Origin of the sequence: Pseudomonas asplenii, assembly GCF_001293465.1 — a bacterium.
Taxonomy (GTDB): domain Bacteria; phylum Pseudomonadota; class Gammaproteobacteria; order Pseudomonadales; family Pseudomonadaceae; genus Aquipseudomonas; species Aquipseudomonas fuscovaginae_B.
In genome coordinates this window covers 580,719-607,161 of sequence record NZ_JSYZ01000009.1, presented here as the reverse complement: position 1 = coordinate 607,161, position 26,443 = coordinate 580,719, and the positions used below count along the sequence as shown (strand labels likewise).

The window sequence follows — 26,443 nt, the reverse complement described above, 5'->3', positions numbered from 1 at the left end:
CCGCCATGTTGCAAGTCGAAGTTTATCGTTACAACCCTGACACCGACTCGGCTCCGAAAACCCAGGTATTCCAGGTCGATACCGGTGGCAAGGACCTGATGGTGCTGGACGTGCTGGCGCTGATCAAGGAACAGGACGAGGGCTTCTCCTACCGTCGTTCCTGCCGTGAAGGCGTTTGCGGTTCCGATGGCATGAACATCAACGGCAAGAATGGCCTGGCATGCATCACGCCGCTGTCTTCCGTGGTGAAGGGTAACAAGCTGGTCATTCGTCCACTGCCAGGTTTGCCGGTTATCCGTGACCTGGTGGTCGATATGAGCATCTTCTACAAGCAATACGAGAAGGTGAAGCCATTCCTGCAGAACGATACGCCGGCTCCGGCCATCGAGCGTCTGCAGTCGCCGGAAGAGCGTGACAAGCTGGACGGTCTGTACGAGTGCATCCTGTGCGCCTGCTGCTCGACCTCCTGCCCATCCTTCTGGTGGAACCCGGACAAGTTCCTGGGCCCGGCCGCCCTGCTGCAAGCCTACCGCTTCCTGGCAGACAGCCGCGACACCAAGACTTCCGAGCGTCTGGCTTCGCTCGATGATCCGTTCAGCGTATTCCGCTGCCGCGGCATCATGAACTGCGTCAACGTATGTCCCAAGGGCCTGAACCCGACTAAGGCCATTGGTCACATCCGTAACATGCTGCTGCAAAGCGGCGTGTGACTCAGCTGTTGTAACCGTAGGACCGCAACACCCGTAGAGGCTGTGGCGCAGGCTTGAACCGGCGCCGCAGTTTAACCAGAGCAACGGCTTACAAGGCTGTTGCTCTTATTTTGAAGAAATGAAGACCAGCAGGGGCATCCGGGCTGGTACCCGGACTATCAGCGTGATTCTGAGTGGCTTGTTTTGGTCGCTGTATTCCGACTGCTTCAAGCTTGCTTGGTGTATTCGCCGGTGGTGTCCCCTAACCGAGGGTGACCAAGCATGCAAGAAAGCGTGATGCAGCGCATGTGGGAAAGCGGCTATCTTTCAGGTGGTAACGCAGCCTATGTGGAAGAGCTTTATGAGCTCTACCTGCACGACCCTAACGCTGTGCCAGAAGAATGGCGCACCAAATTTCAGACGTTGCCTTCCGACGGCAACTCTGCCACTGATGTATCGCACTCGACGATCCGCGATCATTTCGTGCTGCTGGCGAAGAACCAGCGCCGCGCTCAACCGGTTTCCGCCGGCAGCGTGAGCAGTGAGCACGAGAAGAAGCAGGTTGAAGTGCTGCGATTGATCCAGGCATTCCGGATGCGTGGCCACCAGGCGTCCCAGCTCGATCCGCTGGGACTCTGGCAGCGTCCTGCACCTGCTGACCTGTCGATCAATCATTACGGCTTGACCAATGCCGATCTTGATACGACCTTCCGTGCCGGCGACCTGTTCATCGGCAAAGAGGAAGCGAGCCTACGCGAAATTCACGAAGCTTTGCAGCAGACATATTGCCGCACCATAGGCGCCGAGTTCACGCACATCGTCGACTCCGAGCAGCGCCAGTGGTTCCAGCAGCGTCTGGAAAGCGTTCGTGGCCGTCCGACCATCTCCCCCGACGTCAAGAGCCACCTGCTCGAGCGCGTCACCGCGGCTGAGGGTCTGGAGAAATACCTGGGCACCAAATACCCGGGCACCAAGCGTTTCGGTCTGGAAGGTGGCGAAAGCCTGATCCCGATGCTGGACGAGATGATCCAGCGTTCCGGTTCCTACGGCGCCAAGGAAATCGTCATCGGCATGGCCCACCGTGGCCGTCTGAACGTACTGGTCAACACCTTCGGCAAGAACCCGCGCGAGCTGTTCGACGAGTTCGAAGGCAAGAAGAAGGTCGAGCTGGGCTCCGGTGACGTGAAGTACCACCAGGGCTTCTCCTCCAACGTGATGACCACCGGCGGCGAAGTCCACTTGGCCATGGCGTTCAACCCGTCCCACCTGGAAATCGTTTCCCCGGTGGTCGAAGGGTCGGTTCGCGCCCGCCAGGACCGTCGCAACGACGCCAGCGGTGACAAGGTACTGCCGATTTCCATCCACGGTGACGCGGCGTTCGCCGGTCAGGGCGTGGTCATGGAAACCTTCCAGATGTCGCAGACCCGTGGCTTCAAGACGGGCGGCACGATCCATATCGTGATCAACAACCAGGTCGGTTTCACCATCAGCAACCCGCTGGACTCGCGTTCCACCGAGTACGCCACCGACGTCGCGAAGATGATCCAGGCGCCGATCCTCCATGTGAATGGTGACGATCCGGAAGCCGTGCTGTTTGTGACCCAGCTGGCTGTCGACTACCGCATGCAGTACAAGCGCGATGTGGTGATCGACCTGGTCTGCTACCGCCGTCGCGGCCACAACGAGGCCGACGAGCCAAGTGGCACCCAGCCGCTGATGTACCAGCAGATCACCAAGCAGCGCACCACCCGCGAGCTGTACGCCGAGCGCCTGGTCCAGGCCAAGGTGCTGGACGACGCACGCGTCCAGGCCAAGGTCGACGAGTACCGCAACGCGCTGGACAACGGCCTGCACGTGGTCAAGAGCCTGGTCAAGGAGCCGAACAAGGAGCTGTTCGTCGACTGGCGTCCATACCTGGGCCATGCCTGGACCGCGCGTCACGACACCCGCTTCGACCTCAAGACCCTGCAGGAACTGTCCGCCAAGCTGCTGGAAACGCCTGAAGGTTTCGTGGTTCAGCGCCAGGTCGCGAAAATCTACGAAGACCGCCAGAAGATGCAAGCCGGCGGCCTGCCGATCAACTGGGGCTACGCCGAAACCATGGCGTACGCGACCCTGCTGTTCGAAGGTCACCCGATCCGCATGACCGGCCAGGACATCGGCCGTGGCACGTTCTCGCACCGTCATGCCGTACTGCACAACCAGAAGGATGCGACTACCTACATCCCTCTGCAGAAGCTGTACGACAACCAGCCGCGTTTCGACCTGTACGACTCGTTCCTGTCGGAAGAGGCGGTACTGGCCTTCGAATACGGCTACTCGACCACCACGCCGAACGCGCTGGTGATCTGGGAAGCCCAGTTCGGCGACTTCGCCAACGGCGCCCAGGTGGTTATCGACCAGTTCATCACCAGTGGCGAGCACAAGTGGGGCCGTCTGTGCGGCCTGACCATGCTGCTGCCGCACGGTTATGAAGGCCAGGGTCCGGAGCACTCCTCGGCCCGTCTGGAACGCTACCTGCAACTGTGTGCCGAGCACAACGTCCAGGTTTGCGTGCCGACCACCCCGGCCCAGATCTACCACCTGCTGCGTCGTCAGGTCATCCGTCCGCTGCGCAAGCCGCTGATCGTGCTGACGCCGAAGTCGCTGCTGCGTCACAAACTGGCCATCTCCACGCTGGAAGATCTGGCGGAAGGTTCGTTCCAGACCGTTATCCCGGAAGTCGACGCCCTGGACCCGAAAAAGGTCGAGCGCATCGTGCTTTGCAGCGGCAAGGTCTACTACGACCTGCTGGAGAAACGCCGTGCCGAAGAGCGTGACGATATCGCCATCGTGCGTATCGAGCAGCTGTATCCGTTCCCCGAGGACGATCTGGCCGAAATCCTGGCGCCGTACACCAACCTCAAGCATGCGGTCTGGTGCCAGGAAGAGCCGATGAACCAGGGCGCCTGGTACAGCAGCCAGCACCACTTCCGCCGTATTCTCAGCGCACACAACAAGGCGCTCGTACTCGAGTACGCCGGCCGTGACGCGTCTGCTGCACCGGCATGTGGTTATGCATCGATGCACGCCGAGCAGCAGGAAAAACTGCTGCAAGATGCCTTTACTGTTTAACGCCTCGCGCACCTGAAACCGAATTTAAGGAACCACAGATAATGGCTATCGAGATCAAAGCCCCCCAATTTCCGGAATCGGTTGCCGATGGCACCGTTGCCACCTGGCACAAGAAGCCGGGCGAAGCGGTCAAGCGCGACGACCTGATCGTCGACATCGAAACCGACAAGGTCGTACTGGAAGTCCTGGCTGAGGCCGACGGCGTTCTGGGCAGCATCATCGCCAACGAAGGCGACACCGTGCTGTCCGCGCAGGTACTGGGTACCATCGAGGAAGGTGGTGTAGCCGCCGCTCCTGCTGCTGCCGCTCCAGCCGCTGCCCAGGCCGCTGCGCCTGCCGCCGCTGACGGCGAAGACGACCCGATCGCTGCACCGGCTGCCCGCAAGCTGGCTGAAGAGAACGGCATCAACATCGCTTCCGTTGCCGGTACCGGCAAGGGTGGTCGCGTGACCAAGGAAGACGTGGTGGCTGCTGTCGCCGCGAAGAAGGCCGCTCCTGCCGCCGCTCCAGCCAAGGCTGCCGCTCCGGCTGCCACCGCGCCTGTATTCGCCGCCGGCGATCGTACCGAGAAGCGCGTACCGATGACTCGCGTACGTGCCACCGTGGCCAAGCGCCTGGTCGAAGCACAGTCGAACATGGCGATGCTGACCACCTTCAACGAAGTGAACATGAAGCCAATCATGGACCTGCGTTCGAAGTACAAGGAACTGTTCGAGAAGACCCACAACGGCGTGCGCCTGGGCTTCATGTCGTTCTTCGTCAAGGCTGCTACCGAAGCGCTGAAACGCTTCCCGGCGGTCAACGCCTCGATCGACGGTGGCGACATCGTCTACCACGGCTACTCCGATATCGGTGTGGCGGTGTCCAGCGACCGTGGCCTGGTGGTACCGGTACTGCGTAACGCCGAGCTGATGAGCCTGGCCGAAATCGAGAATGGCATCGCCACCTTCGGCAAGAAGGCACGTGACGGCAAGCTGTCCATCGACGAAATGACCGGCGGTACCTTCACCATCACCAACGGTGGTACATTCGGTTCCCTGCTGTCGACGCCGATCGTCAACCCGCCACAAGCGGCCATCCTGGGCATGCACAACATCAATGAGCGCCCGATGGCGGTCAAGGGTGAGGTCGTCATCCTGCCGATGATGTACCTGGCACTGTCCTACGATCACCGCCTGATCGATGGCAAGGAAGCCGTGTCCTTCCTGGTCACCATCAAGAACCTGCTGGAAGACCCGGCTCGCCTGCTGCTGGATATCTGATTTCAGCCGACGCGGGCGCAGGTATCGGCCCCGCCCGCGTGCGAATATCAGCTCCATCCCACGACGGTTCCCAAAAGGAACCGTCCGGTTTGATTCGATAAGGAATGACACATGACTCAGAAATTCGACGTGGTAGTGATCGGTGCGGGTCCTGGCGGCTACGTGGCTGCGATCAAGGCTGCGCAACTTGGCCTCAAGACTGCCTGCATCGAGAAGTACCAGGACAAAGAGGGCAAGCTGGCCCTCGGCGGTACTTGCCTGAACGTTGGCTGCATTCCTTCCAAGGCGCTGCTGGACAGCTCCTGGAAGTACCACGAAGCCAAGGACTACTTCGGCGTCCATGGCATCACCACCAGTGACGTGAAAATCGACGTCCCTGCGATGGTCGGTCGCAAGGCCAACATCGTCAAGAACCTGACCAGCGGTGTTGCCACCCTGTTCAAGGCCAATGGCGTGACTTCGATCCAGGGCCACGGCAAGCTGCTGGCTGGCAAGAAAGTCGAAGTGACCGGTCCCGATGGCGTCGTCCAGGTGCTGGAAGCCGAGAACGTGATCCTGGCTCCAGGCTCGCGTCCGATCGACATCCCGCCTGCTCCGGTTGACCAGAAGGTGATCGTCGATTCGACCGGCGCCCTGGAATTCCAGGCCGTGCCAAAGCGTCTGGGCGTGATCGGTGCTGGCGTGATCGGTCTGGAACTGGGTTCCGTGTGGGCCCGCCTGGGTGCCCAGGTGACCGTTCTGGAAGCCCTGGACACCTTCCTGGTGGCTGCTGACACCGCCGTTTCCAAGGAAGCCCTGAAAACCCTGACCAAACAGGGTCTGGACATCAAGCTGGGCGCTCGCGTCACCGGTTCGAAGGTCAACGGCGAAGAAGTCGAAGTGACCTACACCGACGCCAACGGCGAACAGAAGATCGTTTTCGACAAGCTGATCGTGGCCGTTGGTCGTCGTCCGGTGACCACCGACCTGCTGGCGGCCGACAGCGGCGTGACCATCGACGAGCGCGGTTTCATCTTCGTAGATGACCATTGCGCTACCAGCGTACCGGGCGTCTACGCCATCGGTGACGTGGTTCGCGGCATGATGCTGGCGCACAAGGCTTCGGAAGAGGGCATCATGGTGGTTGAGCGCATCAAGGGCCACAAGGCCCAGATGAACTACGACCTGATCCCGTCGGTCATCTACACCCACCCGGAAATCGCATGGGTCGGTAAAACCGAACAGGCCTTGAAAGCTGAAGGCGTTGAAGTTAACGTCGGCACCTTCCCGTTCGCCGCCAGTGGCCGTGCCATGGCAGCCAACGATACCGGCGGTTTCGTCAAGGTCATCGCCGATGCCAAGACCGACCGCGTACTGGGCGTCCACGTGATCGGCCCAAGCGCCGCCGAGCTGGTTCAGCAAGGTGCGATCGGTATGGAATTCGGTACCAGCGCCGAAGATCTGGGCATGATGGTCTTCTCCCATCCGACCCTGTCCGAAGCGTTGCACGAAGCGGCGTTGGCAGTGAATGGCGGTGCCATCCACATCGCCAACAAGAAAAAACGCTAAGGACATAATAAGAAACCACGGCGGATCGCCCGTCGCGAGCCTTGTGCGCAAGACTCACCGCGGAACATCCGCTGGACGCAGTCTTGCGTCGTTGCACCGGGCAACCGGAAGACGATGCAAGCAGCAGTCACAGGTGGTGCGGCCCTGGTCACCAGAGCAGCACCGAATGCGCAGTACCTAAACGAAGACGGTAAAAAGCATGAATCTTCACGAGTATCAGGGTAAGCAGCTGTTCGCTGAATACGGCCTGCCAGTATCCAAAGGCTACGCGGTAGACACCCCGGAAGAAGCAGCAGAAGCTTGCGACAAGATCGGTGGTTCCGAGTGGGTAGTCAAAGCCCAGGTCCACGCCGGTGGTCGCGGTAAAGCGGGCGGCGTCAAGCTGGTTCGCAGCAAAGAAGACGCCAAAGCCTTCGCACAGCAGTGGCTGGGCAAGCGTCTGGTGACCTATCAGACTGACGCCAATGGTCAGCCGGTCACCAAGATCCTGGTTGAATCGTGCACTGATATCGCTAAAGAGCTGTACCTGGGCGCTGTCGTTGACCGTTCGAGCCGTCGCATCGTGTTCATGGCTTCCACCGAAGGTGGCGTGGACATCGAGAAAATCGCTCACGACACCCCTGAGAAAATCCTCAAGGCCACTATCGATCCACTGGTTGGCGCCCAGCCATTCCAGGGTCGCGAGCTGGCATTCCAGCTGGGTCTGGAAGGCAAGCAGGTTGCTCAGTTCGCCAAGATCTTCGTTGGTCTGGCCAAACTGTTCCAGGACCACGACCTGGCCCTGCTGGAGGTCAACCCGCTGGTGATCAAGGCCGACGGCGACCTGCACTGCCTCGATGCCAAGATCAACATCGACGCCAACGCCATGTACCGTCAGCCTAAGCTGAAGACCTTCCACGATCCGTCCCAGGACGATCCGCGCGAAGCCCACGCTGGCAAGTTCGAACTGAACTACGTCGCGCTGGAAGGCAACATCGGCTGCATGGTCAACGGTGCCGGCCTGGCCATGGGTACCATGGACATCGTCAACCTGCACGGCGGCAAGCCAGCCAACTTCCTCGACGTGGGCGGTGGTGCTACCAAGGAGCGCGTAACCGAAGCGTTCAAGATCATCCTGTCCGACACCAACGTCGCTGCAGTACTGGTCAACATCTTCGGCGGCATCGTTCGCTGCGACATGATCGCCGAAGGCATCATCGGCGCCGTGAAAGAAGTCGGCGTGAAAATCCCGGTTGTTGTGCGCCTTGAAGGCAACAACGCTGAACTGGGCGCCAAAGTACTGGCAGAAAGCGGTCTGAACATCATCGCTGCTACCAGCCTGACCGACGCTGCTCAACAAGTTGTCAAAGCTGCGGAGGGCAAATAATGAGCGTCCTGATCAACAAAGACACCAAGGTTATCTGCCAGGGTATCACCGGTTCGCAGGGTAGCTTCCACACCCAGCAAGCCATCGAATACGGCACCCAGATGGTCGGTGGCGTAACTCCGGGCAAAGGCGGCACCGAGCACCTGGGCCTGCCAGTGTTCAACACCGTGAAAGACGCTGTAGCTGCCACTGGCGCCACCGCCAGCGTGATCTACGTTCCAGCACCTTTCTGCAAGGACTCGATCCTGGAAGCTGCCTTCGGCGGCATCAAGCTGATCGTCTGCATCACCGAAGGCATTCCTACCCTGGACATGCTGGATGCCAAGGTCAAGTGCGACGAGCTGGGTGTTACCCTGATCGGCCCTAACTGCCCAGGCGTCATCACTCCGGGCGAGTGCAAGATCGGCATCATGCCAGGTCACATCCACTTGCCAGGCAAGGTCGGTATCGTTTCCCGTTCCGGTACCCTGACCTATGAAGCCGTGAAGCAGACCACCGACGCCGGTTTCGGCCAGTCGACCTGCGTCGGTATCGGTGGTGACCCGATCCCTGGTTCGAACTTCATCGACATCCTGAAACTGTTCCAGGAAGACCCGAAGACCGAGGCGATCGTGATGATCGGCGAGATCGGCGGTTCGGCTGAAGAAGAAGCGGCTGCCTACATCAAGGCCAACGTGACCAAGCCGGTCGTTTCCTACATCGCTGGTGTGACTGCTCCTCCGGGCAAGCGCATGGGCCATGCGGGTGCAATCATCTCCGGCGGCAAAGGCACTGCAGACGAGAAATTCGCTGCTCTGCAAGACGCAGGCGTGAAAACCGTGCGTTCGCTGGCCGACATCGGCAAGGCCCTGGCCGAGCTGACCGGTTGGGAAGTGAAGAAGTAAGCTTCGGCTGACTTCCCGCTTCAGGCAAAGGCCACCTTCGGGTGGCCTTTGTGCTTTCTGTCCTCCAGCTTGCAGGCATGGCTTGAGGGCCATTCGCGGACAAGCCCGCTCCTGCAGGGCGGTGGAGAGGGGGGAGTTCTTGCGGTTTCATATGAAATCGCGACAGCGAAGTGTCGCTTATCGGACAAATCGCCCTCAAACAGTGCGTTTTTTGTGCGAATTCGGTACTCTGGCAGCCATTTTGCGTTTGCGCCCCAAAAGGGTAGCTGCGCGCTAAACGGGTCAACCCCATACGGGTCGACAGCATTTCCCTAACCTGACGGGAAATCCCTCTCTAAATTCCGATTCAGCAGTGTGGTATTTCCTTAAATGAAAGTGTTGAAAGGTCAGGACATCCTGGCACTTGGCTTTATGACGTTTGCGCTGTTCGTCGGCGCCGGCAACATCATCTTTCCGCCTATCGTCGGTTTGCAGTCCGGGCCCAATGTCTGGATGGCGGCGCTGGGTTTCCTGATCACCGCGGTCGGCCTGCCGGTCATCACCGTAGTCGCCCTGGCCAAGGTCGGCGGTGCCATGGACGACCTGAGCAGCCCGATCGGCAAGATCGCGGGCGGCCTGCTGGCAGCGGTCTGTTACCTGGCGGTCGGCCCGCTGTTCGCCACGCCACGTACCGCGACCGTGTCCTTCGAAGTGGGCCTGGCGCCGCTGACCGGCGAGAGCCCACTGGCGCTGTTCCTCTACAGCTCGGCCTACTTCCTGCTGGTGTTCTTCATCTCGCTGTATCCGGGACGTCTGCTGGACACCGTCGGACGCTTCCTCGCACCGCTGAAGATCATTGCCCTGGCAATCCTCGGTATCGCCGCGTTCGCCCTGCCGGCCGGTGACATCGGCAGCGCCACGCCCGAGTACGTCGCTGCGCCGTTCTCCCAGGGCTTCATCAATGGCTACCTGACCATGGATACGCTCGGGGCGCTGGTGTTCGGTATCGTCATCGTCAACGCGATCCGCTCGCGGGGCGTCGAGTCGCCACGGCTGATCACCCGCTATGCGGTGATCGCCGGCCTGATCGCCGGTGTGGGGCTGGCGCTGGTGTATGTCAGCCTGTTTCGCCTGGGGTCGGGCAGCCATGAAGTGGCGGCTGGCGCCACCAATGGTGCGGCGGTGCTGCATGCCTACGTTCAGCATACCTTCGGCTCGCTGGGCAGCGGTTTCCTCGCGGTGTTGATCTCTCTGGCGTGCCTGGTGACCGCCGTTGGCCTGACCTGCGCCTGCGCCGAGTACTTCAGCCGGGTCCTGCCGCTGTCCTACAAGGCCCTGGTGATCATCCTGGCGGCGTTTTCGCTGCTGGTGTCGAACCTCGGTCTGACCAAGCTGATCGCCTTCTCGATTCCGGTGCTGACGGCGATCTACCCGCCATGCATCGCGCTGGTGGCGTTGAGCTTCTGCAAGGAGTTCTGGCACTCGCAAGGTCGTATCGTGGGGCCGGTGATGCTGGTCTCGCTGCTGTTTGGCATGATAGACGCCCTCAAGGGCGCGGGTCTGGCCGATTGGTTGCCTTCGCAACTGTCCCACCTGCCGTTGAGCGAGCAGGGTCTGGCCTGGCTGGTGCCGTCGGTGGTCATGCTGGTGGTGGCTGTGGTCATCGACCGGATGCTGGGCAAGCCGAGCGAGGCGCTGGCCTGATATGAGGTTTTTTATCCGCCCGTCATGAGCGGGTTGTGGATGAAATGAAAGCCCCGTGTCGGATACGACATGGGGCTTTTGGTTTGGGCGTATTGGATATGTACAGCTACCCGGTTATCCGCAGGGGCAAATGATCCACCGGGCACCCAACTCACTCGTTCTGCATTTATCCACTGTTTCCCGGCAATTCCAAAACGGCCAGGTTATTGGCAGGGCAAAAAATAAAGCCCGCACAAGGCGGGCCTTACTTATGCAACTTGAGTTCTTTCGTGGAAAGAAGGAACTTCAGTCACTCAGGAGCCGGTGGCTTCCTTGGCGCTTTCCTCGGCTGCAGCCTTGTTCGATTCAGCCTGAGCTTTGGCAGCTTCGGCGTTTTCCTTGGCGGCCTCGTTCACTTTATCCTGAGCTTCGTTCATTTTTTGCTGAGCTTGCTCGGCGTGTTGGTTTGCGTCTTGAGCTTTGTCCTCGGATTTCTTATCGCAGGCAGCGAGACCCAGAGAAGCGGTCAGCATCAAGGCAATAGCTAAAGTCTTACGCATGGGGGTGTTGCTCCTTTGTGGAAATAGTGACTACTGGCCTTTTGAACGCCCGCCGATGGCTTAAGTTCCTTTATTTCCAAAGATATATAAGTGCTTGAGGCACGGAACTTTTTCCAATGCCCAGAGTTTGTCGCTGCAGGTACCCCGATGAGGATTGTCGTCCATGAGCCAAACCGCCGTTTTTGAGCGCGCCACACGCTTTCTCAGTGCCCTCCGGCATTGCCAGGTTCTCGGGCTGCGGCTGCACAGCGTCGACGATCGCGGGCTGACCCTGATCCTGCCCTACAGCGCGGGAATCGTCGGTGATCCGCAGACCGGCGTGATCCACGGCGGCGCCCTGAGTTCGCTGATGGATACCGCCTGTGGCATGGCCACACTGTGCGTGCTGCCGGAGTTCGAGGTCTGTCCGACTCTCGACCTGCGCATCGACTACATGCACCCGGCCGAGCCCGGCCAGGATGTCCATGGCTACGCCGAATGCTATCGGGTGACCCGTGACATCATCTTTGCCCGGGGGCATGCCTATCAGGGCGATCCGGCCAACCCCATTGCCCATGTGGTCGGTACCTTCATGCGCATGGGCAAGGGCCTCAAGGGCAGTCGCAGTTTTGGCAGTTCGATCAGTGGGGATTCGGCATGAGCCAGGATTTCAAGGAGCAACTCCAGCAGGCCCATCAGCAGGGTGACTACGGCCAACTGCTGCAACGGATTCCCTATGCCGGGCTGATCGGCATCGAGTGCTCGCGCCTGGGTGACGAGTTGCTGTTCCGCCTGCCGGCCAGCAAGGACAATATCGGCAACCCCCTGTTGCCGGCGATTCATGGCGGGGTCATTGCCGGGTTCATGGAGCTGGCGGCGGCGTTGCATCTGCTGGTGTTCACCGGCTCGCCGGGAGTGCCCAAGGTCATCGATTTCTCCGTCGACTACCTGCGGGCCGGGCAGTTTCGCGATACCTATGCCAAGTGCCAGGTCTGCCGCCAGGGGCGGCGGGTGGCGAACGTTGCCGTTACCGCCTGGCAGAGCACCGAGGCCGAACCGATCGCCACCGCCCGTGCTCACTTCAAGATCGAGGAAGCGTTACCGGGCTCTTGAAATCCCCGTGGCAGTCCCCAACTTTGATGACAACCCGCCGCCAACGCCTGCATGGGCGGCCATTGCCATCCAATTGGAGTTTGATGACCATGAGTGTGGAAACTCAAAAGGAAACCCTGGGCTTCCAGACCGAGGTGAAGCAACTGCTGCACCTCATGATCCATTCGTTGTATTCGAACAAGGAGATCTTCCTGCGCGAATTGATCTCCAACGCCTCCGACGCCGTCGACAAATTGCGTTTCGAAGCCCTGTCCAAGCCCGAGTTGCTGGAAGGTGGCGCCGAACTGAAAATCCGTGTGAGCTTCGACAAGGACGCCAAGACCGTCACCCTCGAAGACAACGGTATCGGCATGAGCCGTGACGATGTGATCACCCACCTGGGGACCATCGCCAAATCCGGCACTGCCGATTTCATGAAAAACCTCTCCGGCGACCAGAAGAAGGACTCGCACCTGATCGGTCAGTTCGGCGTGGGCTTCTACTCGGCCTTCATCGTCGCCGAGCAGGTCGAAGTCTTCAGCCGCCGTGCAGGCCTTGCGGCCAGTGAAGGTGTGCACTGGTCGTCGAAGGGCGAGGGCGAGTTCGAAGTCGCCACTATCGACAAGGCCGACCGTGGTACCCGTATCGTCCTGCACCTGAAGTCCGGTGAGGAAGAGTTCGCCGACGGCTGGCGCCTGCGCAACATCATCAAGAAGTACTCCGACCACATCGCCCTGCCGATCGAACTGCCGAAGGAAGTCGCGGCCGCCGAAGGCGAAGAGAAGCCGGCGCAGGAGTGGGAAACCGTCAACCGCGCCAGCGCCCTGTGGACCCGTCCGCGTACCGAGGTCAAGGACGAGGAGTACCAGGAGTTCTACAAGCACATCGCCCATGACTATGAGAACCCGCTGAGCTGGAGCCACAACAAGGTCGAAGGCAAGCTGGAATACAACTCGCTGCTCTACGTGCCGGCCCGTGCGCCGTTCGACCTGTACCAGCGTGAAGCGCCGAAGGGCCTCAAACTCTACGTGCAGCGCGTATTCGTCATGGACCAGGCCGAATCCTTCCTGCCGCTGTACCTGCGTTTCATCAAGGGTGTGGTCGATTCCAATGACCTGTCCCTGAACGTTTCGCGGGAAATCCTGCAGAAAGACCCGATCATCGATTCGATGAAGTCGGCACTGACCAAGCGTGTTCTCGACATGCTGGAAAAACTGGCGAAGAACGAGCCTGAGCAGTACAAGGGCTTCTGGAAGAACTTCGGCCAGGTCATGAAGGAAGGTCCGGCCGAAGACTTCGCCAACAAGGAAAAAATTGCCGGCCTGCTGCGTTTCGCCTCGACTCACGGCGACGACGGCGAGCAGGTGGTGTCGCTGGCCGAGTACCTGGCGCGTGCCAAGGAAGGTCAGGACAAGATCTACTACCTCACCGGCGAAACCTACGCTCAGGTCAAGAACAGCCCGCACCTGGAAGTCTTCCGCAAGAAAGGCATCGAAGTGCTGCTGCTGACCGACCGCATCGACGAGTGGCTGATGAGCTACCTCAACGAATTCGATGGCAAGAGCTTCGTCGACGTCGCCCGTGGCGACCTGGACCTGGGCAACCTGGACTCGGAAGAGGACAAGAAGGCTGCCGAGGAAGTTGCCAAGAGCAAGGAAGGCCTGGTGGAGCGCCTCAAGACCGCCTTGGGCGACGCCGTTAGCGAAGTGCGGGTTTCCCATCGCCTGACCGATTCGCCGGCTATCCTGGCGATCGGCGAGCAGGACCTGGGTCTGCAGATGCGCCAGATCCTCGAGGCCAGCGGGCAGAAGGTGCCGGATTCCAAGCCGATCTTCGAATTCAACCCGAGCCATCCGCTGATCGAGAAGCTCGACGCCGAGCCGGATGAAGACCGTTTTGGCGACCTCTCGCACATCCTGCTCGACCAGGCGGCCCTGGCGGCCGGCGACAGCCTGAAGGACCCGGCGGCCTACGTGCGCCGACTGAACAAGCTGCTGGTTGAGCTGTCGGTCTGATAACGCTGTAGAAAAACCCGCTTCGGCGGGTTTTTCATTTTTGGGATGTCCTTACGGAGTATGTAATGAGCCAAATCACTGTCAGTTCCGTGGTCTATCAGGTCGATGGCCAGTCCTATGAAGGTCGCCTGGCCTTCGATGCCAGCCACAAGGGCGCGCGTGCGGGCCTGCTGATGGCGCCGAACTGGATGGGCGTCAGCGCCGGCGCGGAAAAGATCGCCCAGTCGGTGGCGGCCAAGGGTTATGTGGTGTTGGTCGCCGACCTCTACGGCCAGTCGGTACGTCCGCAGAACGGCGATGAAGCCGGTGCGGCGATGATGCCACTGAAGAACGATCGGGCCGAGCTGCGCAAGCGCATGCAGGCCGCGTTCGAAGCGCTGCAGGGGCAGGTGCTGGCGCCGGTCGACAGCTCGAAGCTGGCCACCTTCGGTTTCTGCTTCGGCGGCTGCTGCTCGCTGGAACTGGCCCGTACCGGTGCGCCGCTGAAGGCCGCCGTCTCCTTCCACGGTACGCTGGACACGCCCAACCCGGCGGATGCCCACAACATCAGGGGCTCGGTGCTGGTGCTGCATGGTGCGTCCGATCCGCTGGTGCCGCGCGAGCAACTGCCGGCCTTCGAAGAGGAAATGAATGCCGCCGGGGTCGACTGGCAACTGCTCAGCTACGGCGGCGCGGTGCATTCGTTCACCGATCCGCATGCCAATGTGCCGGGCAAGATGATGTATGACGCGAAGACCGCCAGCCGGTCCTTCACCGCTATGCACAATCTGCTTGAGGAAGTATTCGCCGGCTGAGGCCTGCGTCGCGTCTGAGGGCCCTATCGCCCGCCGGACGGTCCCACAGGCCTTTCGGCGCCCGCAAGGCACCTGCCTGGCGCGGCCATGGTGGGAGCCGGCTTGCTGGCGATAGCGGTCTTGAGAGCACCCGTGGCCTAAGCTCGTACGGGAAGCTCGATCCGCCCGATTTCCCCTGGCACTTTCGGCCAGTCGCCGGCCGCCCAGCGCGCACGGGCCTGGTCGATCAGCGCCGGGTCGCTGGCGACGAAGTTCCAATTCATCCTTCTCGGCCCATCCAGCGGTGCGCCACCGATCAGTACCAGATGCACCTCGCCCTCGGCTGCCAGCGTCGGGCTTGTGCCCCTGGGCAGCACTACCAGGCTGAGAGGCTCGAGGCATTCGCCATCGAGCTCCACGTCACCTTCGAGCACATACAGCGCCCGTTCCTCATGCTCATCGGGCACCAGCAGAGTGGTCGCCGACTCCATCTTTACCTCGGCATAGACCGTGGGCGACAAAACCGGTACCGGCGACGTCAGGCAGAAGCCGCTGCCGGCGATCAGTCGGATTTTCACCCCCAGATTCTCGCTGGTCGGCAGGCTGGCGGCCGGATGATGGCTGTAGTGGCCAGCTCCCTGTTCATGCTCCCTGGGCGAAGCCAGCCAGACCTGCAGGCCATGCAGCACAGAGCCACTGGCGGTCAGCTCGGCCGGGGTACGCTCGACATGGGCAATGGCGCTGCCGGCAGTCATCCAGCTCACTTCGCCGGGGCCGACCCGCTGGTCGGAACCCAGGCTGTCCTTGTGCTGCAACTGGCCTTCGAACAGATAGGTCAGGGTCGACAGACCGATATGCGGGTGCTGCCGGATGTCCATGCCGCTGCCCGGTGGGTAGCGGGTCTCCAGCATGTGATCGAAAAACACGAAGGGGCCGACACTGCGGCACTGGGCCGAGGGCAGGGGACGCAGGATCGGTTGACCTTCGACATCCTCGGCACGGGGACGAATCACCAACGGTGTACTCATGGGGGTTCCAGGCTGGGCGGGTAATGCGCAAAGCATAACCCGCTTTTGCGGTGTTGCCCCTACTGGCTGAAGGCCCCTTCGGCCAGCAGGGTCTCGATGCTGACGTCGGTACTGGTCATCAGTTTGTGAATCGGGCAGCGGTCGGCGACCTTGTGCAACTCCTCGCGCTGGGCGTCGCTCAACACGCCCTTGAGGGTCAGCTTGACCTGCAGGCCATACTTGCCTTTCTGCTCCTGGCTGCTGTCACGCTTGACCTCGACGGTGACGCCGGTCAGCGGGATGCCTTTCTTCTGTGCATACAGCTTGAGCGTCAGTGCCTTGCAGGTACCCAGTGCCGTGTCGAAGTAGTCGTGGGGTTCCGGTGCGGAGCCTTCGCCGCCCACGCTTTTGGGCACATCGGTGAACAACTGGTGATCATCGATCTGCACACTATGGCGAAAACCTTCGCTGGATTCGGTGTTGATGGTGATGGTCATGATGAACCTCCTGGAGACAGTGGTGGGAAAACCCTTCGAACCTTAATAGAGCACGGCGTTGTGACGGTGTTCAGCTTATTTCGTGGCCGGAACCATCCTGGCACAGGCATCGGGCTTCTCAGGGGGGGGGATATCACTGTTTCGTCCAAGGCAAAACTGCTGATTGCCACCAGGGTTGAACGTCAGGCGGGCTGCATGGCGTGATCAGGGGCTGAAGACATGGACCACAGGGGTTGTGCCGGGCATCCGTGAGGAGGCTGCAACTGGCAAAAAAAACGCCCCGAACCAGTCGGGGCGTTTTTCAGATCGCGATCAGGCCGGGCTTACTTGCCCTGCCAGCGCTTCAGGACCAGGGTGGCGTTGGTGCCGCCGAAGCCGAAGCTGTTGCTCATCACGTTGTTCAGCTTGACGTCTTCGCGAGTCTTGGTCAGTACCGGCAGGTCGGCGACTTCCGGATCCAGCTCTTCGATGTTGGCGGAACCGGCAATGAAGTTGCCTTCCATCATCAGCAGGCAGTAGATCGCCTCGTGTACGCCGGCAGCGCCCAGGGAGTGGCCGGACAGGCTCTTGGTCGAGCTGATCAGCGGTGCCTTGTCGCCGAAGACTTCACGCACGCCCTTCATTTCCGCGACGTCGCCGACCGGAGTCGAGGTGCCGTGGGTGTTCAGGTAGTCGATCGGGCCGTCAACGGTGGACATCGCCATCTGCATGCAGCGCACAGCGCCTTCGCCGCTTGGTGCAACCATGTCGTAGCCGTCGGAGGTCGCGCCGTAGCCGACGATTTCGGCGTAGATCTTCGCGCCGCGGGCCAGGGCGTGTTCCAGTTCCTCGACCACCACCATGCCGCCACCGCCGGCGATGACGAAACCGTCACGCTTGGCATCGTAGGCACGGGAAGCTTTCTCCGGCGTGTCGTTGTACTGGGTGGACAGGGCGCCCATGGCGTCGAACAGGAACGACTGGCTCCAGTGCTCTTCTTCACCGCCACCGGCGAAGACGATGTCCTGCTTGCCCATCTGGATCTGCTCCATGGCGGTACCGATGCAGTGGGCACTGGTGGCGCAGGCGGAGGAGATCGAGTAGTTCAGGCCCTTGATCTTGAAGGGCGTGGCCAGGCACGCGGAAACGGTGCTGCCCATGGTGCGGGTCACGCGGTACGGACCGACACGCTTGACGCCTTTTTCACGCAGGGTATCCAGCGCTTCCATCTGGTTCAGGGTCGACGCGCCGCCGGAACCGGCGATCAGGCCGGTACGCGGGTTGGAGACCTGCTCTTCGCTCAGGCCGGAGTCGGCGATCGCGTCCTTCATGGCCAGGTAGGCGTAGGCCGCCGCATGGCCGACGAAGCGATAGATCTTGCGGTCGATCAGTTCTTCGAGGTTGAGGTCGATGGAGCCGGAAACCTGGCTACGCAGACCCATTTCGGCATATTCCGGGTTGTAGCGGATGCCAGGGCGGCTTGCACGCAGGTTAGCGGAGACGGTCTCTTTGTCATTGCCCAGGCAAGAAACGATGCCCAGACCAGTGATAACGACGCGGCGCATGCGGATAACCCTTAGAAATTGTCAGTGGAGGTGAACACGCCGACCCGTAGGCCTTCGGCAGTGTAGATTTCGCGTCCGTCGACACTGACCGAACCGTCGGCGATGGCCATGTTCAGCTTGCCTTTGAGGACGCGCTTGATATGAATGTTGTAGGTGATCTTCTTGGCGGTCGGCAGTACCTGGCCGAAGAATTTCACTTCGCCCGAACCCAGGGCGCGGCCACGGCCTGGCAGGCCCTGCCAGCCGAGGAAGAAACCGACCAGTTGCCACATGGCGTCGAGGCCCAGGCAGCCCGGCATCACCGGATCGCCTTCGAAGTGGCAGGCGAAGAACCACAGGTCCGGAGTGATATCCAGCTCGGCGACCAATTCACCCTTGCCGTACTTGCCACCCTCTTCGCCGATATGGGTGATGCGATCCACCATCAGCATGTTCGGGGCGGGCAGTTGCGCGTTACCTGGGCCGAACAGCTCACCGCGACTGCAGCGCAGCAGTTCTTCCCGGGTAAAGGCGTTTTGTTTGGTCATGCGAGCTCCTCAATAGTTCCATGCGGCAGGGTGGGGTGTAGCTTCCCGGCCGATCGAAGCCCTCATGCCTCGAATCGACAGCCTACTCATAGACTATTGCGTTGTAGTGAAAGTCACAGCACAGGGGACATGAATGTACACTTGTGCACTGAAATTTTAAATCAAGCCGCTCTCACGGCTCGTTCGGGTGCCTAAGACTGCCGCACTTTCGCCTTTCACGCCAGTCGCACGTCGTATTCAGGGCACCCAGCGCTGCAGAATCTGCTGCAGATCGGTGCGTTTGAAGGGCTTGGCCAGATAATCGTTCATCCCCGCCTGCAGGCACTGTTCGCGGTCGCCCTGCAGGGCATTCGCGGTCAGGGCGATGATCGGCAATCGGGCGGCGTCGTGGAGCTGGCGGATCTGCCGGGTGGCCTCGTAGCCGTCGACGAGCGGTAGCCGGCAGTCCATCAGAATGGCGGCGAAACTGCCGTTCCTGACCTTCTCGACCGCCTCGACACCGTCATGGGCCAGGCTGACCTCGAAGCCCAGGCTGCGCAACATGGCTTCGATCACCGTCTGGTTTACCGGGTTGTCCTCGACCAGCATCACCTTGCGTCCTTCGCCGTGCCCGGCCAGCAACTGTGGCAGGTTTTCCGGTTCGGCCACGCGGTGCAGGGCCAGCGGGATTTCCAGGGTGAACACCGAGCCCTGGCCCTCTTCGCTGCGCGCGTGCAGGGTGCCACCCATGCGTTCGGCCAGGGTCCGGGCGATCGGCAGGCCCAGGCCGGTGCCGCCATAGCGCCGGGAAATCGAACTGTCGGCCTGCTGGAAGGCGTCGAACATCAGTTCCAGGCGTTCGGCGGAAATGCCGATGCCGCTGTCGCGTACCGTGCAACTGAACCAGATCACCTCGTCATCCAGGCTCTGCCAGGCCGGTTCGATGCTGACGCTGCCGTGCTCGGTGAATTTCAGCGCATTGCCCACCAGGTTGACCAGGATCTGCCGGATCCGTGTCGGGTCGCCCTTGACCTGCAGCCGCTCCAGGCCCGGCGGGAACTGCAGGTTCAACTGCAGGCCGCGTTGCACGGCGCTGTGCTGGAAGGCCTGGACGCAACTGCTGATCAGTTCGCCGAGGCCGAACGGGATGTGTTCCAGCTCCAGTGCCGAACGCTCGATCCGCGAGAAGTCGAGAATGTCGTTGATGACCTTGAGCAGGTGCTCGGTGGATTCCGAAGCCAGCGCCGCATATTCGGCCTGTTCCTCGCTCATGTCCGTGGTTTCGAGCAGTTGCAGCATGCCCAGCACGCCGTTCATCGGTGTGCGCAGTTCATGGCTCATCATCGCCAGGAAGTCGGACTTGGCGTTGTTCGCCCGTTCCGCTTCCTCGCGGGTCTGGATCAACTGGGCAATGGCCTGGTGCTGTTCGCGGCTGGCCTGTTCGAGGCCGCTGGCGAGGTTGTTGATATGGCGTGCCAGATCACCCAGTTCGGTGTCATCCGGCACTGGCAGCGGGGTCTTGTAGTCGCCCTGCTGGATGGCCTTGACCGCATGGCCCATGGCGCTGATCGGTTGCGACAGATTGGCCGCCAGGCGGCGGGCCAGCAGGAAGGTGAAGAGCAGGGCGAACAGCGCGAGGATCCCCGCCTTGAGCAGGATTTCCTGCTGGCGCTGGTTGAAGGCGCCGTTGGACATGCCGACGATCACGCGGCCGAGATAGTCCTCGCCGGTCACGGTCGGATTGGCGTAGGTACCCTGCAGGAAATCGCTGTCGAGCTTGATCCGCTGCAGGCGCACCGGTGCCTGGAAAATCTCGACCTGCTGGGAGCGGCTATGGCTTTCGGCCGGTTGCTCGACATACACCAGGATATTGTTGCTGCGGTCCTGCACTTCGAGGAAACGCACGTGCGGGGTGGTCAGGCTGGCCTTCATCAGGGTTTCGAGGACGTCATTGTTACCGGATATGACGCCGTACTCGGTCGCCGGGGCCAGTTGGTTGGCGATCAGCTGACCGGTGTGGTTGAGTTCCTGGCGCAGGTCCTGAATCCGTACGAAGGTAAAGAAACTGATCAGCAGCAGGGTCAGCAACAGCGCCGGGCCGAGGCTGATCATCTGGGTACGGGCGTTGATGCCCCAGTGCCGGCGAAGATTCATGGGTGGGGTTCTCCTTCGGCCAGCCGGGTGGCGACGGACGCTTCGTCGATCACCTCGAGGCTCAGCGAGCGGGCAACCTGTGGATTGCTCAGTACCTTGAACCGTGGTGGATAGAGTGCGCGCGGCCAACTGGAGGGCGGCTTGTCGAGCAGGCTGTCGAGGATCGCCAGCCAGTCGTTCTGGTCGCTGTAGCTGCTGGCCAGGCTGCCGGCCCTGACGAAGCCGGCGTTCGGCCCGATCAGCGCCAGTTGCCGGGCATAGCTGCTGAGCAGCAGGTTTTTCGCGGTCTTGGGGTTGTACAGTGTCGGATCGTCGATCCCCAGCAGCACATCGCTGTTGCGCAACAGGTTCTGCAGCGGGCGGCTGTCGGCGGTGTTGTCCCAGCGCTCGGCGACGATCTCCAGGTCCAGTGGCCGGGCAGCCTGGCGCAGTTCGCCGAGCAGGAACTCGCTGTCCGCGTCGTACAGCACGCCGACCCGGCGCGCCTGTGGCAGCACGGCGCGGATCAGGTGCAACTGCCGCCAGGGCGGTGGGTCGCTCCAGAGCAGGCTGAGCTGGCTCGGCTGTTGCTCGCCCAGGCGCTGGCGCGCTTGCAGGCGGCTGATGCGCAGCACCAGGGTCTGTGGGCCCTGGTGGTCGGCCAGGCGCCAGTCGAGGCTGGGCGGGTCGAGCAGGATCAGCCGCGTGCCGGCTGGCAGCTTGCTCGGGGCCGGCAGTTGGCCGAAAGGCACGAAGCGCACCTGGTCCTCGGGGCGCTGCTGCGCCAGGGCGCTGGCGAAACCCTGCACGCCGGGGCTGTCCTCGACGCCGGTGAGCAGCACGTCGGCAGCCCGCGCCTGGGGCAGTGGGTGGCAAACCAGTAGGGCCAGCAGGCACGCGGCCAGCTTTGGCAGCCAACTCGTGCAGCCCCGTGTCATCCGTGACTCGCTCATGCTCAGAATTCCAGCTCGGCGCTGAAGTAGAGAACCTGGCGCTGGTCATAGTTGTTGTCGGGCCAGGTGAGGGGCTGGTTGTCCAGACGCTGCTGCATCACCCCGGCCAGTTCCAGGCTGGCCCTGTGCAAGGGAATGCGCTTGGCGACACGCAGGTCGACCCGCTCGAAACGATACCGGTTGATCGCATCGTCGCCATAGTAGAACAGCGAGCTTGACCAGCCCTTGCCCCAGTCGCGCATCCAGCCGGCCGAGCCGCTGTTGCGTGCGGTGAACTGGGCATCGGCAGGGTTGCTGGCCTGCACATCGACATAGGCGTAGGTCAGGCGCAGCCGGTCGGCGCTGCCCAGGCGCCAGTCGAGTTGGGTTTCGCTGCCGGTGAAGCGTGCGTTGTTGGCATTGCTGGCGATGAACTGGTTGTTGCGCAGGGGCGTACTGACCATCGAGGTGATTTCGTCGTAGAACAGCTTCACGTCGAGGTTCAGCCCGATATCCGCGAAGAAACCGTTGTAGCCCAGCTCCCGCGAGCGCATCAGCTCCTTGTCGAGGTTGCCCGGGCCGCGGGTCCTGACGAAATACTGGCCGCTGTTCTGGCCGTAGGTCGGTGAGTCCAGGTTGGTCACCCGGTAGCTCCAGTTGACGTTGTTCTCGAACATGTCCGGCGAGCGGATGGCTTCCGAATACACCGCGCGCAGGCCATGGCGCGGGTTGATCAGGTAGTTGACGGCAAAGCGCGGGGTCAGCGAGTCGCCAGTCAGTTGTGTGTATTCGTACATGGCGCCGCCCTGGAGCAGCCAGTGTTCGCTGGCCCGCCACTCGAGCTGGCCGAACAGGCGCCAGGTGTTGTCGTCGAGGGTGCCGTTGAAATAGGTTTCGGAATCTGCCCGGTCATAACGATAGTTCATGCCGCTGACCAGGCGCAGGCTGTCCGACAGGCTCAGGGTGTCCTGCAATTCGAGGTCGTAGCGGGTCTCGCGGGTGCTCTGGTCGATATCGCCGCAGACCGACTGATTGGCGCCCTGGTTGAACCACTGGTCCAGTACCTGGTTGGCCAGGGCCTGTTCACTGGCGCTGCCGGGCGGTGGGCTGCCGACCGAGTAGCTGGTCATGTGGCGCGCCAGGTTTTCCGCGTAGTTGGGGTTGAGCTGCCACAACTGGGTCAATTGCGGGCTGAACGACACCTTGGCATCACAGGCGCGCCAGATCTGCTGGCGGTCCCAGTGCTGGGCCGAACCCTGTACGTACAGGCTGTGCTGCGGGCTGAGGTCGAGGTTCCAGCGCAGGGAACCGGCGTAGTCCTTGGCCACCACGTCGGAGTTGTTGCCGGCCTCCTGGATATCGGGAAACACCGCCTTGTAGGTGTAGGGCCGCTGGTTGGTGCCTTCCTTCGCATTCAACTGCCAGTCGATGCTCTGGCTGTCGTTGAGCATCTGGCTGACCGACAGGTTGAAGCGGTTCAGGCGTCGGCTGTCGCGGTAGTCGGCACCGATGCGATCGCTGTCGAAACCGTCGTCCTGCTGGCCGGACATCGACAGGCGCAGGTCACCGGTGTCCCAGCCCACGCCTTGGCTGGCATACCAGTCATTGATGCCGCGCCCGCCACGGGTGACCTTGAGCCGCGAACCGTGGGTACTGCCGGGCGACTTGGTCAGGATGTTGACCACCGCCATCAGCGCATTGGCGCCATAGCTGACGGTGTTCGGCCCCCTGAAGACCTCGATGCGCTCGATATCCTCCATGGCCACCGGAATGTCGCTCCAGTCCACGGTCGCCAGGCCTGCGCGATACACCGAGCGGCCGTCGATCAGGACCTGCATGCGCCGGGCATTGCTGGCATCGGTGCCGTGGTAGTTGATCGCCGCCTGGTTGCCGTTGGTGTAGCCGACCATCATGCCCGGCACCAGGCGCAGCAGTTCGGCGATATCGCGGGCACCGCTGGCCTTGATCAGTTCGTTGTCGATCACCGTCATGCTGCCGGGGACCGACGCCGGGGATTGTTTCAGCCGCGTGGCGGTCAAAACCTCGGGCAGCGGCTGGTTTTCCAGGAACAGGTCGTCGGCCAGCACGGGAGTGCTGAACAGCAGCGCCAGAAGGACGGAGGAACGGTGAAAGGGTGGGCCTGAAGACACGGATCAACCTTGATCGCAGGTAATAGCCGCCCATGTTAACCGAGCTGGACGGGTTTGCCATGGCACAGAGCCTGCATTCCGTCTGCGAAAGCGGAAAAATCCTCGCGTCAGAGCGTCGCGTGCCGAATGCGTTTGGGACTGGCTGCCGCCCGGTGGCTCCGTATAATGCGGCCATCGCCATTGGTAAAAACGGATTGCATATGACTGAACAGCACCCTATCGCGGTCCTGGGGGGAGGGAGCTTCGGAACCGCCGTGGCCAATCTGCTGGCCGAGAACGGTCACCGGGTGCGCCAATGGATGCGCGACCCGGAACAGGCCGAGGCCATTCGTGTCAATCGCGAGAATCCGCGCTACCTCAAGGGCATCAGGATCCACCCGGGGGTCGAACCGGTGACCGACCTGGCCGCGACGCTCGACGGTTGCGAGCTGTTCTTCGTCGCGTTGCCATCCAGTGCCCTGCGCAGCGTGCTGGCCGAGCATGCCGAGCGTCTGCGCGACAAGCTGCTGGTCAGCCTGACCAAGGGCATCGAGCCGCAGACCTTCAAGCTGATGAGCGAAATTCTTGCGGATATTGCCCCGCAGGCGCGGATCGGTGTGTTGTCCGGGCCGAACCTGGCCCGTGAAGTGGCCGAGCATGCCCTGACCGCCACCGTGGTCGCCAGCGAGGACGAAGCACTCTGCAGCCGGGTCCAGGCGGCCCTGCACGGCAGCACCTTCCGTGTCTACGCCAGTGCCGACCGCTTTGGTGTCGAGCTGGGCGGTGCGCTGAAGAACGTCTACGCGATCATCGCCGGCATGGCGGTGGCGCTGGGCATGGGCGAGAACACCAAGAGCATGCTGATCACCCGGGCCCTGGCGGAGATGACCCGGTTCGCCGTGAGTCAGGGGGCCAACCCGATGACCTTCCTCGGCCTGGCCGGCGTCGGCGACCTGATCGTGACCTGTTCCTCGCCCAAGAGTCGCAACTACCAGGTCGGTTTCGCCCTCGGCCAGGGCCTGAGCCTGGAGGAGGCGGTCAACCGCCTGGGCGAGGTGGCCGAAGGGGTCAACACCCTCAAGGTGCTCAAGGCCAAGGCCCAGGAACTGAACGTCTACATGCCGCTGGTGGCCGGCCTGCATGCCATCCTGTTCGAGGGCCGCACGCTTGAGCAGGTGATCGCCCTGCTGATGCGCGGCGAGCCGAAGACCGACGTCGATTTCATTTCCACCAGCGGTTTCAACTGAGTCCACGCAACAGGAGCAAGACATGAACGAAGCCAAATATGAACCCATCGTGCTGCGGGTGCTGTGGATGCTGGTGTTCCTGCTGGTCTGGCAGGTCGCGCAGTTCCTCCTCGGCGCGGTGGTGCTGATCCAGCTGGCCTATCGGCTGTTCTACGGCGCGCCGAGTGGCAACCTGATGAACTTCGGCGACAGCCTCAGCCAGTTCCTCGCCCAGATCGGCCGTTTCGGCACCTTTCACAGCGACCAGAAACCCTGGCCGTTCGCCGATTGGCCGGCCCCACGCGCGCCGGAAGGCGAGGCCCCGCACAGCGTGCCGCCCGCAGCGCATCCGGTGCGTGACGAGGAACCCAGGCTGTGAAGCTCTGGGTGCTGCGCCATGGGCAGGCCGAGCCCCAGGTGAGCAGTGACGCCGAGCGCAACCTGACTGTCCACGGGCGCCAGGAGGTGTTGCGCAGTGCCGCGCACCTGATCGGCCAGCCGCTGGCGGCGATCTACGCCAGCCCCTATGTGCGCGCCCAGCAGACCGCGCAACTGGTGCGCGACGTGCTGGGTTTCGAGCCGCCGATCATCACCGTGCCCTGGCTGACCCCCGACAATCATCCGGCCCGCGTGCTGGAGCAGCTCGATACGGCGGACAACCTGTTGCTGGTCAGTCACCAGCCCCTGGTCGGCAGCCTGATCAGCCTGCTCGAGGCCGGCCACCTGCGCAGCCCGCAACCGATGAATACCGCCAGCCTGGCGGAACTGGAAGGGGACTGGCCGCTGGCCGGGGCCATGACGCTCAACGGCGTTCGTCACGTCTGAACGCCTTCACGGAGTCAGCACGGCCCCGTTCAGCTCGCTGCGGGTCTGTCTCAGGGTCACCGCGTTGACCTTCGCGCCCTTGAAGCTGCACTGCTCGAAATAGCCCGAGAGCATGGCGTGGCGCAGGTCGCAATGTTCGAAGTTGTTGCCCTTGAACCCGCTCGACAGCATGGCGCCCTTGAGGTTGGCCGCCATGAAGTTCGCCTCGTGGTACTGGCCGAAGAAGCGCACGCCGGCCAGGTCGCCGCCACTCAGGTCGGCACCGGTCATGTTGACGTTGGTCACCTGCAGGGTGCGCAATACCTGGCAGATCGCATGCTTGTTCCATTCCTTGAACGGCTGGCGAATGTCGATATCGTCGAGCAGCCGTCCCGTGGCGCTGCCGTCGAGGTTGGCCGCGATGTTCAGGGCGCAGTTCTTCAGGGCCTTGGTCAGCGGCGGAGACAGCGTGGTCGACACCCGCAGGTCGAACAGCTTCTTCTGCACGTGCAGCGACACCCGGCCGCCACCCTCCAGCGGGACACCGTCCCAACTGCTCAGGATGTTGGGAAAGCGCAGGCTGCTGGCCACCATCAGCTCGAGCAAGCCGCCAAGGGGGTAGGCGCGCAGGGTCGGGCTGGCGCCGAGAAAGGCCCGCGCCGAGTCCAGCGAATCCTTGAGCCCCAACAGGGTCATGTCCCTTTCGATCCTTGACGGCTCC

The 26,443-nt window shown here is 62.0% G+C and carries 23 protein-coding genes; 14 read left to right on the top strand and 9 right to left on the bottom strand.

Features of this window, described 5'->3' with window-relative positions; genetic code table 11:
- The first annotated feature begins 5 nt into the window (after positions 1-5).
- The 7 genes from PF66_RS14550 (at position 6) to brnQ (ending at position 10,546) form a co-directional block, all read left to right on the top strand.
- Entirely contained in the window at positions 6-710 is a 705-nt protein-coding gene (locus PF66_RS14550) for a succinate dehydrogenase iron-sulfur subunit (protein WP_017902728.1), read from the top strand.
- Positions 711-971: 261 nt separating this feature from the next.
- Positions 972-3,803, top strand: coding sequence for a 2-oxoglutarate dehydrogenase E1 component (locus PF66_RS14545; protein WP_054057168.1), 2,832 nt, complete (start codon positions 972-974; stop codon positions 3,801-3,803).
- 41 nt (positions 3,804-3,844) lie between these two features.
- On the top strand, positions 3,845-5,065 hold the full coding sequence (gene odhB, locus PF66_RS14540; protein ID WP_054057167.1) for a 2-oxoglutarate dehydrogenase complex dihydrolipoyllysine-residue succinyltransferase: 1,221 nt from the start codon (positions 3,845-3,847) through the stop codon (positions 5,063-5,065).
- 111 nt (positions 5,066-5,176) lie between these two features.
- Entirely contained in the window at positions 5,177-6,613 is a 1,437-nt protein-coding gene (gene lpdA, locus PF66_RS14535; protein ID WP_054063069.1) for a dihydrolipoyl dehydrogenase, read from the top strand.
- A gap of 199 nt (positions 6,614-6,812) precedes the next feature.
- Entirely contained in the window at positions 6,813-7,979 is a 1,167-nt protein-coding gene (gene sucC, locus PF66_RS14530; protein WP_010449065.1) for an ADP-forming succinate--CoA ligase subunit beta, read from the top strand.
- On the top strand, positions 7,979-8,863 hold the full coding sequence (gene sucD, locus PF66_RS14525; protein WP_017902724.1) for a succinate--CoA ligase subunit alpha: 885 nt from the start codon (positions 7,979-7,981) through the stop codon (positions 8,861-8,863). The genes sucC and sucD overlap by 1 nt, the downstream gene beginning before the upstream one ends.
- A 369-nt stretch (positions 8,864-9,232) precedes the next feature.
- A complete protein-coding gene (gene brnQ, locus PF66_RS14520; RefSeq protein WP_054057165.1) occupies positions 9,233-10,546 on the top strand; it encodes a branched-chain amino acid transport system II carrier protein in 1,314 nt (437 codons plus the stop codon).
- A 293-nt stretch (positions 10,547-10,839) separates the two neighbouring features.
- Here brnQ and PF66_RS14515 read toward each other — a convergent pair whose 3' ends face one another.
- Positions 10,840-11,085 (bottom strand): hypothetical protein, encoded by a 246-nt coding sequence (locus tag PF66_RS14515; protein ID WP_017902722.1) that lies wholly within the window; start codon positions 11,083-11,085, stop codon positions 10,840-10,842.
- A gap of 163 nt (positions 11,086-11,248) precedes the next feature.
- Here PF66_RS14515 and PF66_RS14510 point away from each other — a divergent pair, with 163 nt between their 5' ends.
- The 4 genes from PF66_RS14510 to PF66_RS14495 all read left to right on the top strand — a co-directional run bounded on the left by PF66_RS14510 (position 11,249) and on the right by PF66_RS14495 (position 14,965).
- Positions 11,249-11,725 carry a PaaI family thioesterase gene (locus PF66_RS14510; RefSeq protein ID WP_054057164.1) on the top strand — a complete coding sequence of 159 codons (477 nt, stop codon included), beginning with the start codon at positions 11,249-11,251 and terminating at the stop codon, positions 11,723-11,725.
- Positions 11,722-12,177 (top strand): PaaI family thioesterase, encoded by a 456-nt coding sequence (locus PF66_RS14505; RefSeq protein ID WP_054057163.1) that lies wholly within the window; start codon positions 11,722-11,724, stop codon positions 12,175-12,177. The genes PF66_RS14510 and PF66_RS14505 overlap by 4 nt, the downstream gene beginning before the upstream one ends.
- An 89-nt stretch (positions 12,178-12,266) precedes the next feature.
- Positions 12,267-14,171, top strand: coding sequence for a molecular chaperone HtpG (htpG, locus tag PF66_RS14500; protein ID WP_054057209.1), 1,905 nt, complete (start codon positions 12,267-12,269; stop codon positions 14,169-14,171).
- A gap of 65 nt (positions 14,172-14,236) precedes the next feature.
- Positions 14,237-14,965, top strand: a complete 729-nt coding sequence (locus tag PF66_RS14495; protein ID WP_054063068.1) for a dienelactone hydrolase family protein — start codon at positions 14,237-14,239, stop codon at positions 14,963-14,965.
- 137 nt (positions 14,966-15,102) lie between these two features.
- Here the strand turns inward: PF66_RS14495 and PF66_RS14490 are convergent, their stop codons facing one another.
- The 7 genes from PF66_RS14490 to PF66_RS14460 form a co-directional block, all read right to left on the bottom strand.
- Positions 15,103-15,972: a pirin family protein gene (locus PF66_RS14490; RefSeq protein WP_054063067.1), complete on the bottom strand. Its 870-nt coding sequence runs from the start codon at positions 15,970-15,972 to the stop codon at positions 15,103-15,105.
- Between the two features lie 59 nt (positions 15,973-16,031).
- On the bottom strand, positions 16,032-16,448 hold the full coding sequence (locus tag PF66_RS14485; RefSeq protein ID WP_054057160.1) for an OsmC family protein: 417 nt from the start codon (positions 16,446-16,448) through the stop codon (positions 16,032-16,034).
- A 323-nt stretch (positions 16,449-16,771) separates the two neighbouring features.
- Entirely contained in the window at positions 16,772-17,992 is a 1,221-nt protein-coding gene (fabB, locus tag PF66_RS14480) for a beta-ketoacyl-ACP synthase I (protein ID WP_054057159.1), read from the bottom strand.
- 11 nt (positions 17,993-18,003) lie between these two features.
- Entirely contained in the window at positions 18,004-18,519 is a 516-nt protein-coding gene (fabA, locus tag PF66_RS14475; protein ID WP_017902714.1) for a 3-hydroxyacyl-[acyl-carrier-protein] dehydratase FabA, read from the bottom strand.
- 237 nt (positions 18,520-18,756) lie between these two features.
- Positions 18,757-20,652, bottom strand: a complete 1,896-nt coding sequence (locus PF66_RS14470; RefSeq protein ID WP_054057158.1) for an ATP-binding protein — start codon at positions 20,650-20,652, stop codon at positions 18,757-18,759.
- On the bottom strand, positions 20,649-21,569 hold the full coding sequence (locus PF66_RS14465) for an ABC transporter substrate-binding protein (protein WP_054063131.1): 921 nt from the start codon (positions 21,567-21,569) through the stop codon (positions 20,649-20,651). Before PF66_RS14465 ends, PF66_RS14470 begins: the two co-directional genes overlap by 4 nt.
- Before the next feature lie 17 nt (positions 21,570-21,586).
- Entirely contained in the window at positions 21,587-23,713 is a 2,127-nt protein-coding gene (locus tag PF66_RS14460) for a TonB-dependent receptor plug domain-containing protein (protein WP_192842696.1), read from the bottom strand.
- A 200-nt stretch (positions 23,714-23,913) separates the two neighbouring features.
- Here PF66_RS14460 and PF66_RS14455 point away from each other — a divergent pair, with 200 nt between their 5' ends.
- Genes PF66_RS14455 through sixA form a run of 3 tightly spaced genes read left to right on the top strand, consistent with a single transcriptional unit; the run spans position 23,914 to position 25,743 of the window.
- The gene (locus PF66_RS14455) at positions 23,914-24,939 is read left to right on the top strand and encodes an NAD(P)H-dependent glycerol-3-phosphate dehydrogenase (RefSeq protein ID WP_054058176.1); all 1,026 of its coding nucleotides are present in this window, start codon (positions 23,914-23,916) and stop codon (positions 24,937-24,939) included.
- A gap of 22 nt (positions 24,940-24,961) precedes the next feature.
- Positions 24,962-25,297, top strand: coding sequence for a DUF4389 domain-containing protein (locus tag PF66_RS14450; protein ID WP_054063066.1), 336 nt, complete (start codon positions 24,962-24,964; stop codon positions 25,295-25,297).
- Entirely contained in the window at positions 25,294-25,743 is a 450-nt protein-coding gene (gene sixA, locus PF66_RS14445) for a phosphohistidine phosphatase SixA (protein WP_054063065.1), read from the top strand. The genes PF66_RS14450 and sixA overlap by 4 nt, the downstream gene beginning before the upstream one ends.
- A gap of 6 nt (positions 25,744-25,749) precedes the next feature.
- On the opposite strand, the gene PF66_RS14440 is transcribed toward sixA, so the two are convergent.
- Positions 25,750-26,418: a pentapeptide repeat-containing protein gene (locus tag PF66_RS14440; RefSeq protein WP_054058179.1), complete on the bottom strand. Its 669-nt coding sequence runs from the start codon at positions 26,416-26,418 to the stop codon at positions 25,750-25,752.
- Between the last annotated feature and the right edge of the window lie 25 nt (positions 26,419-26,443).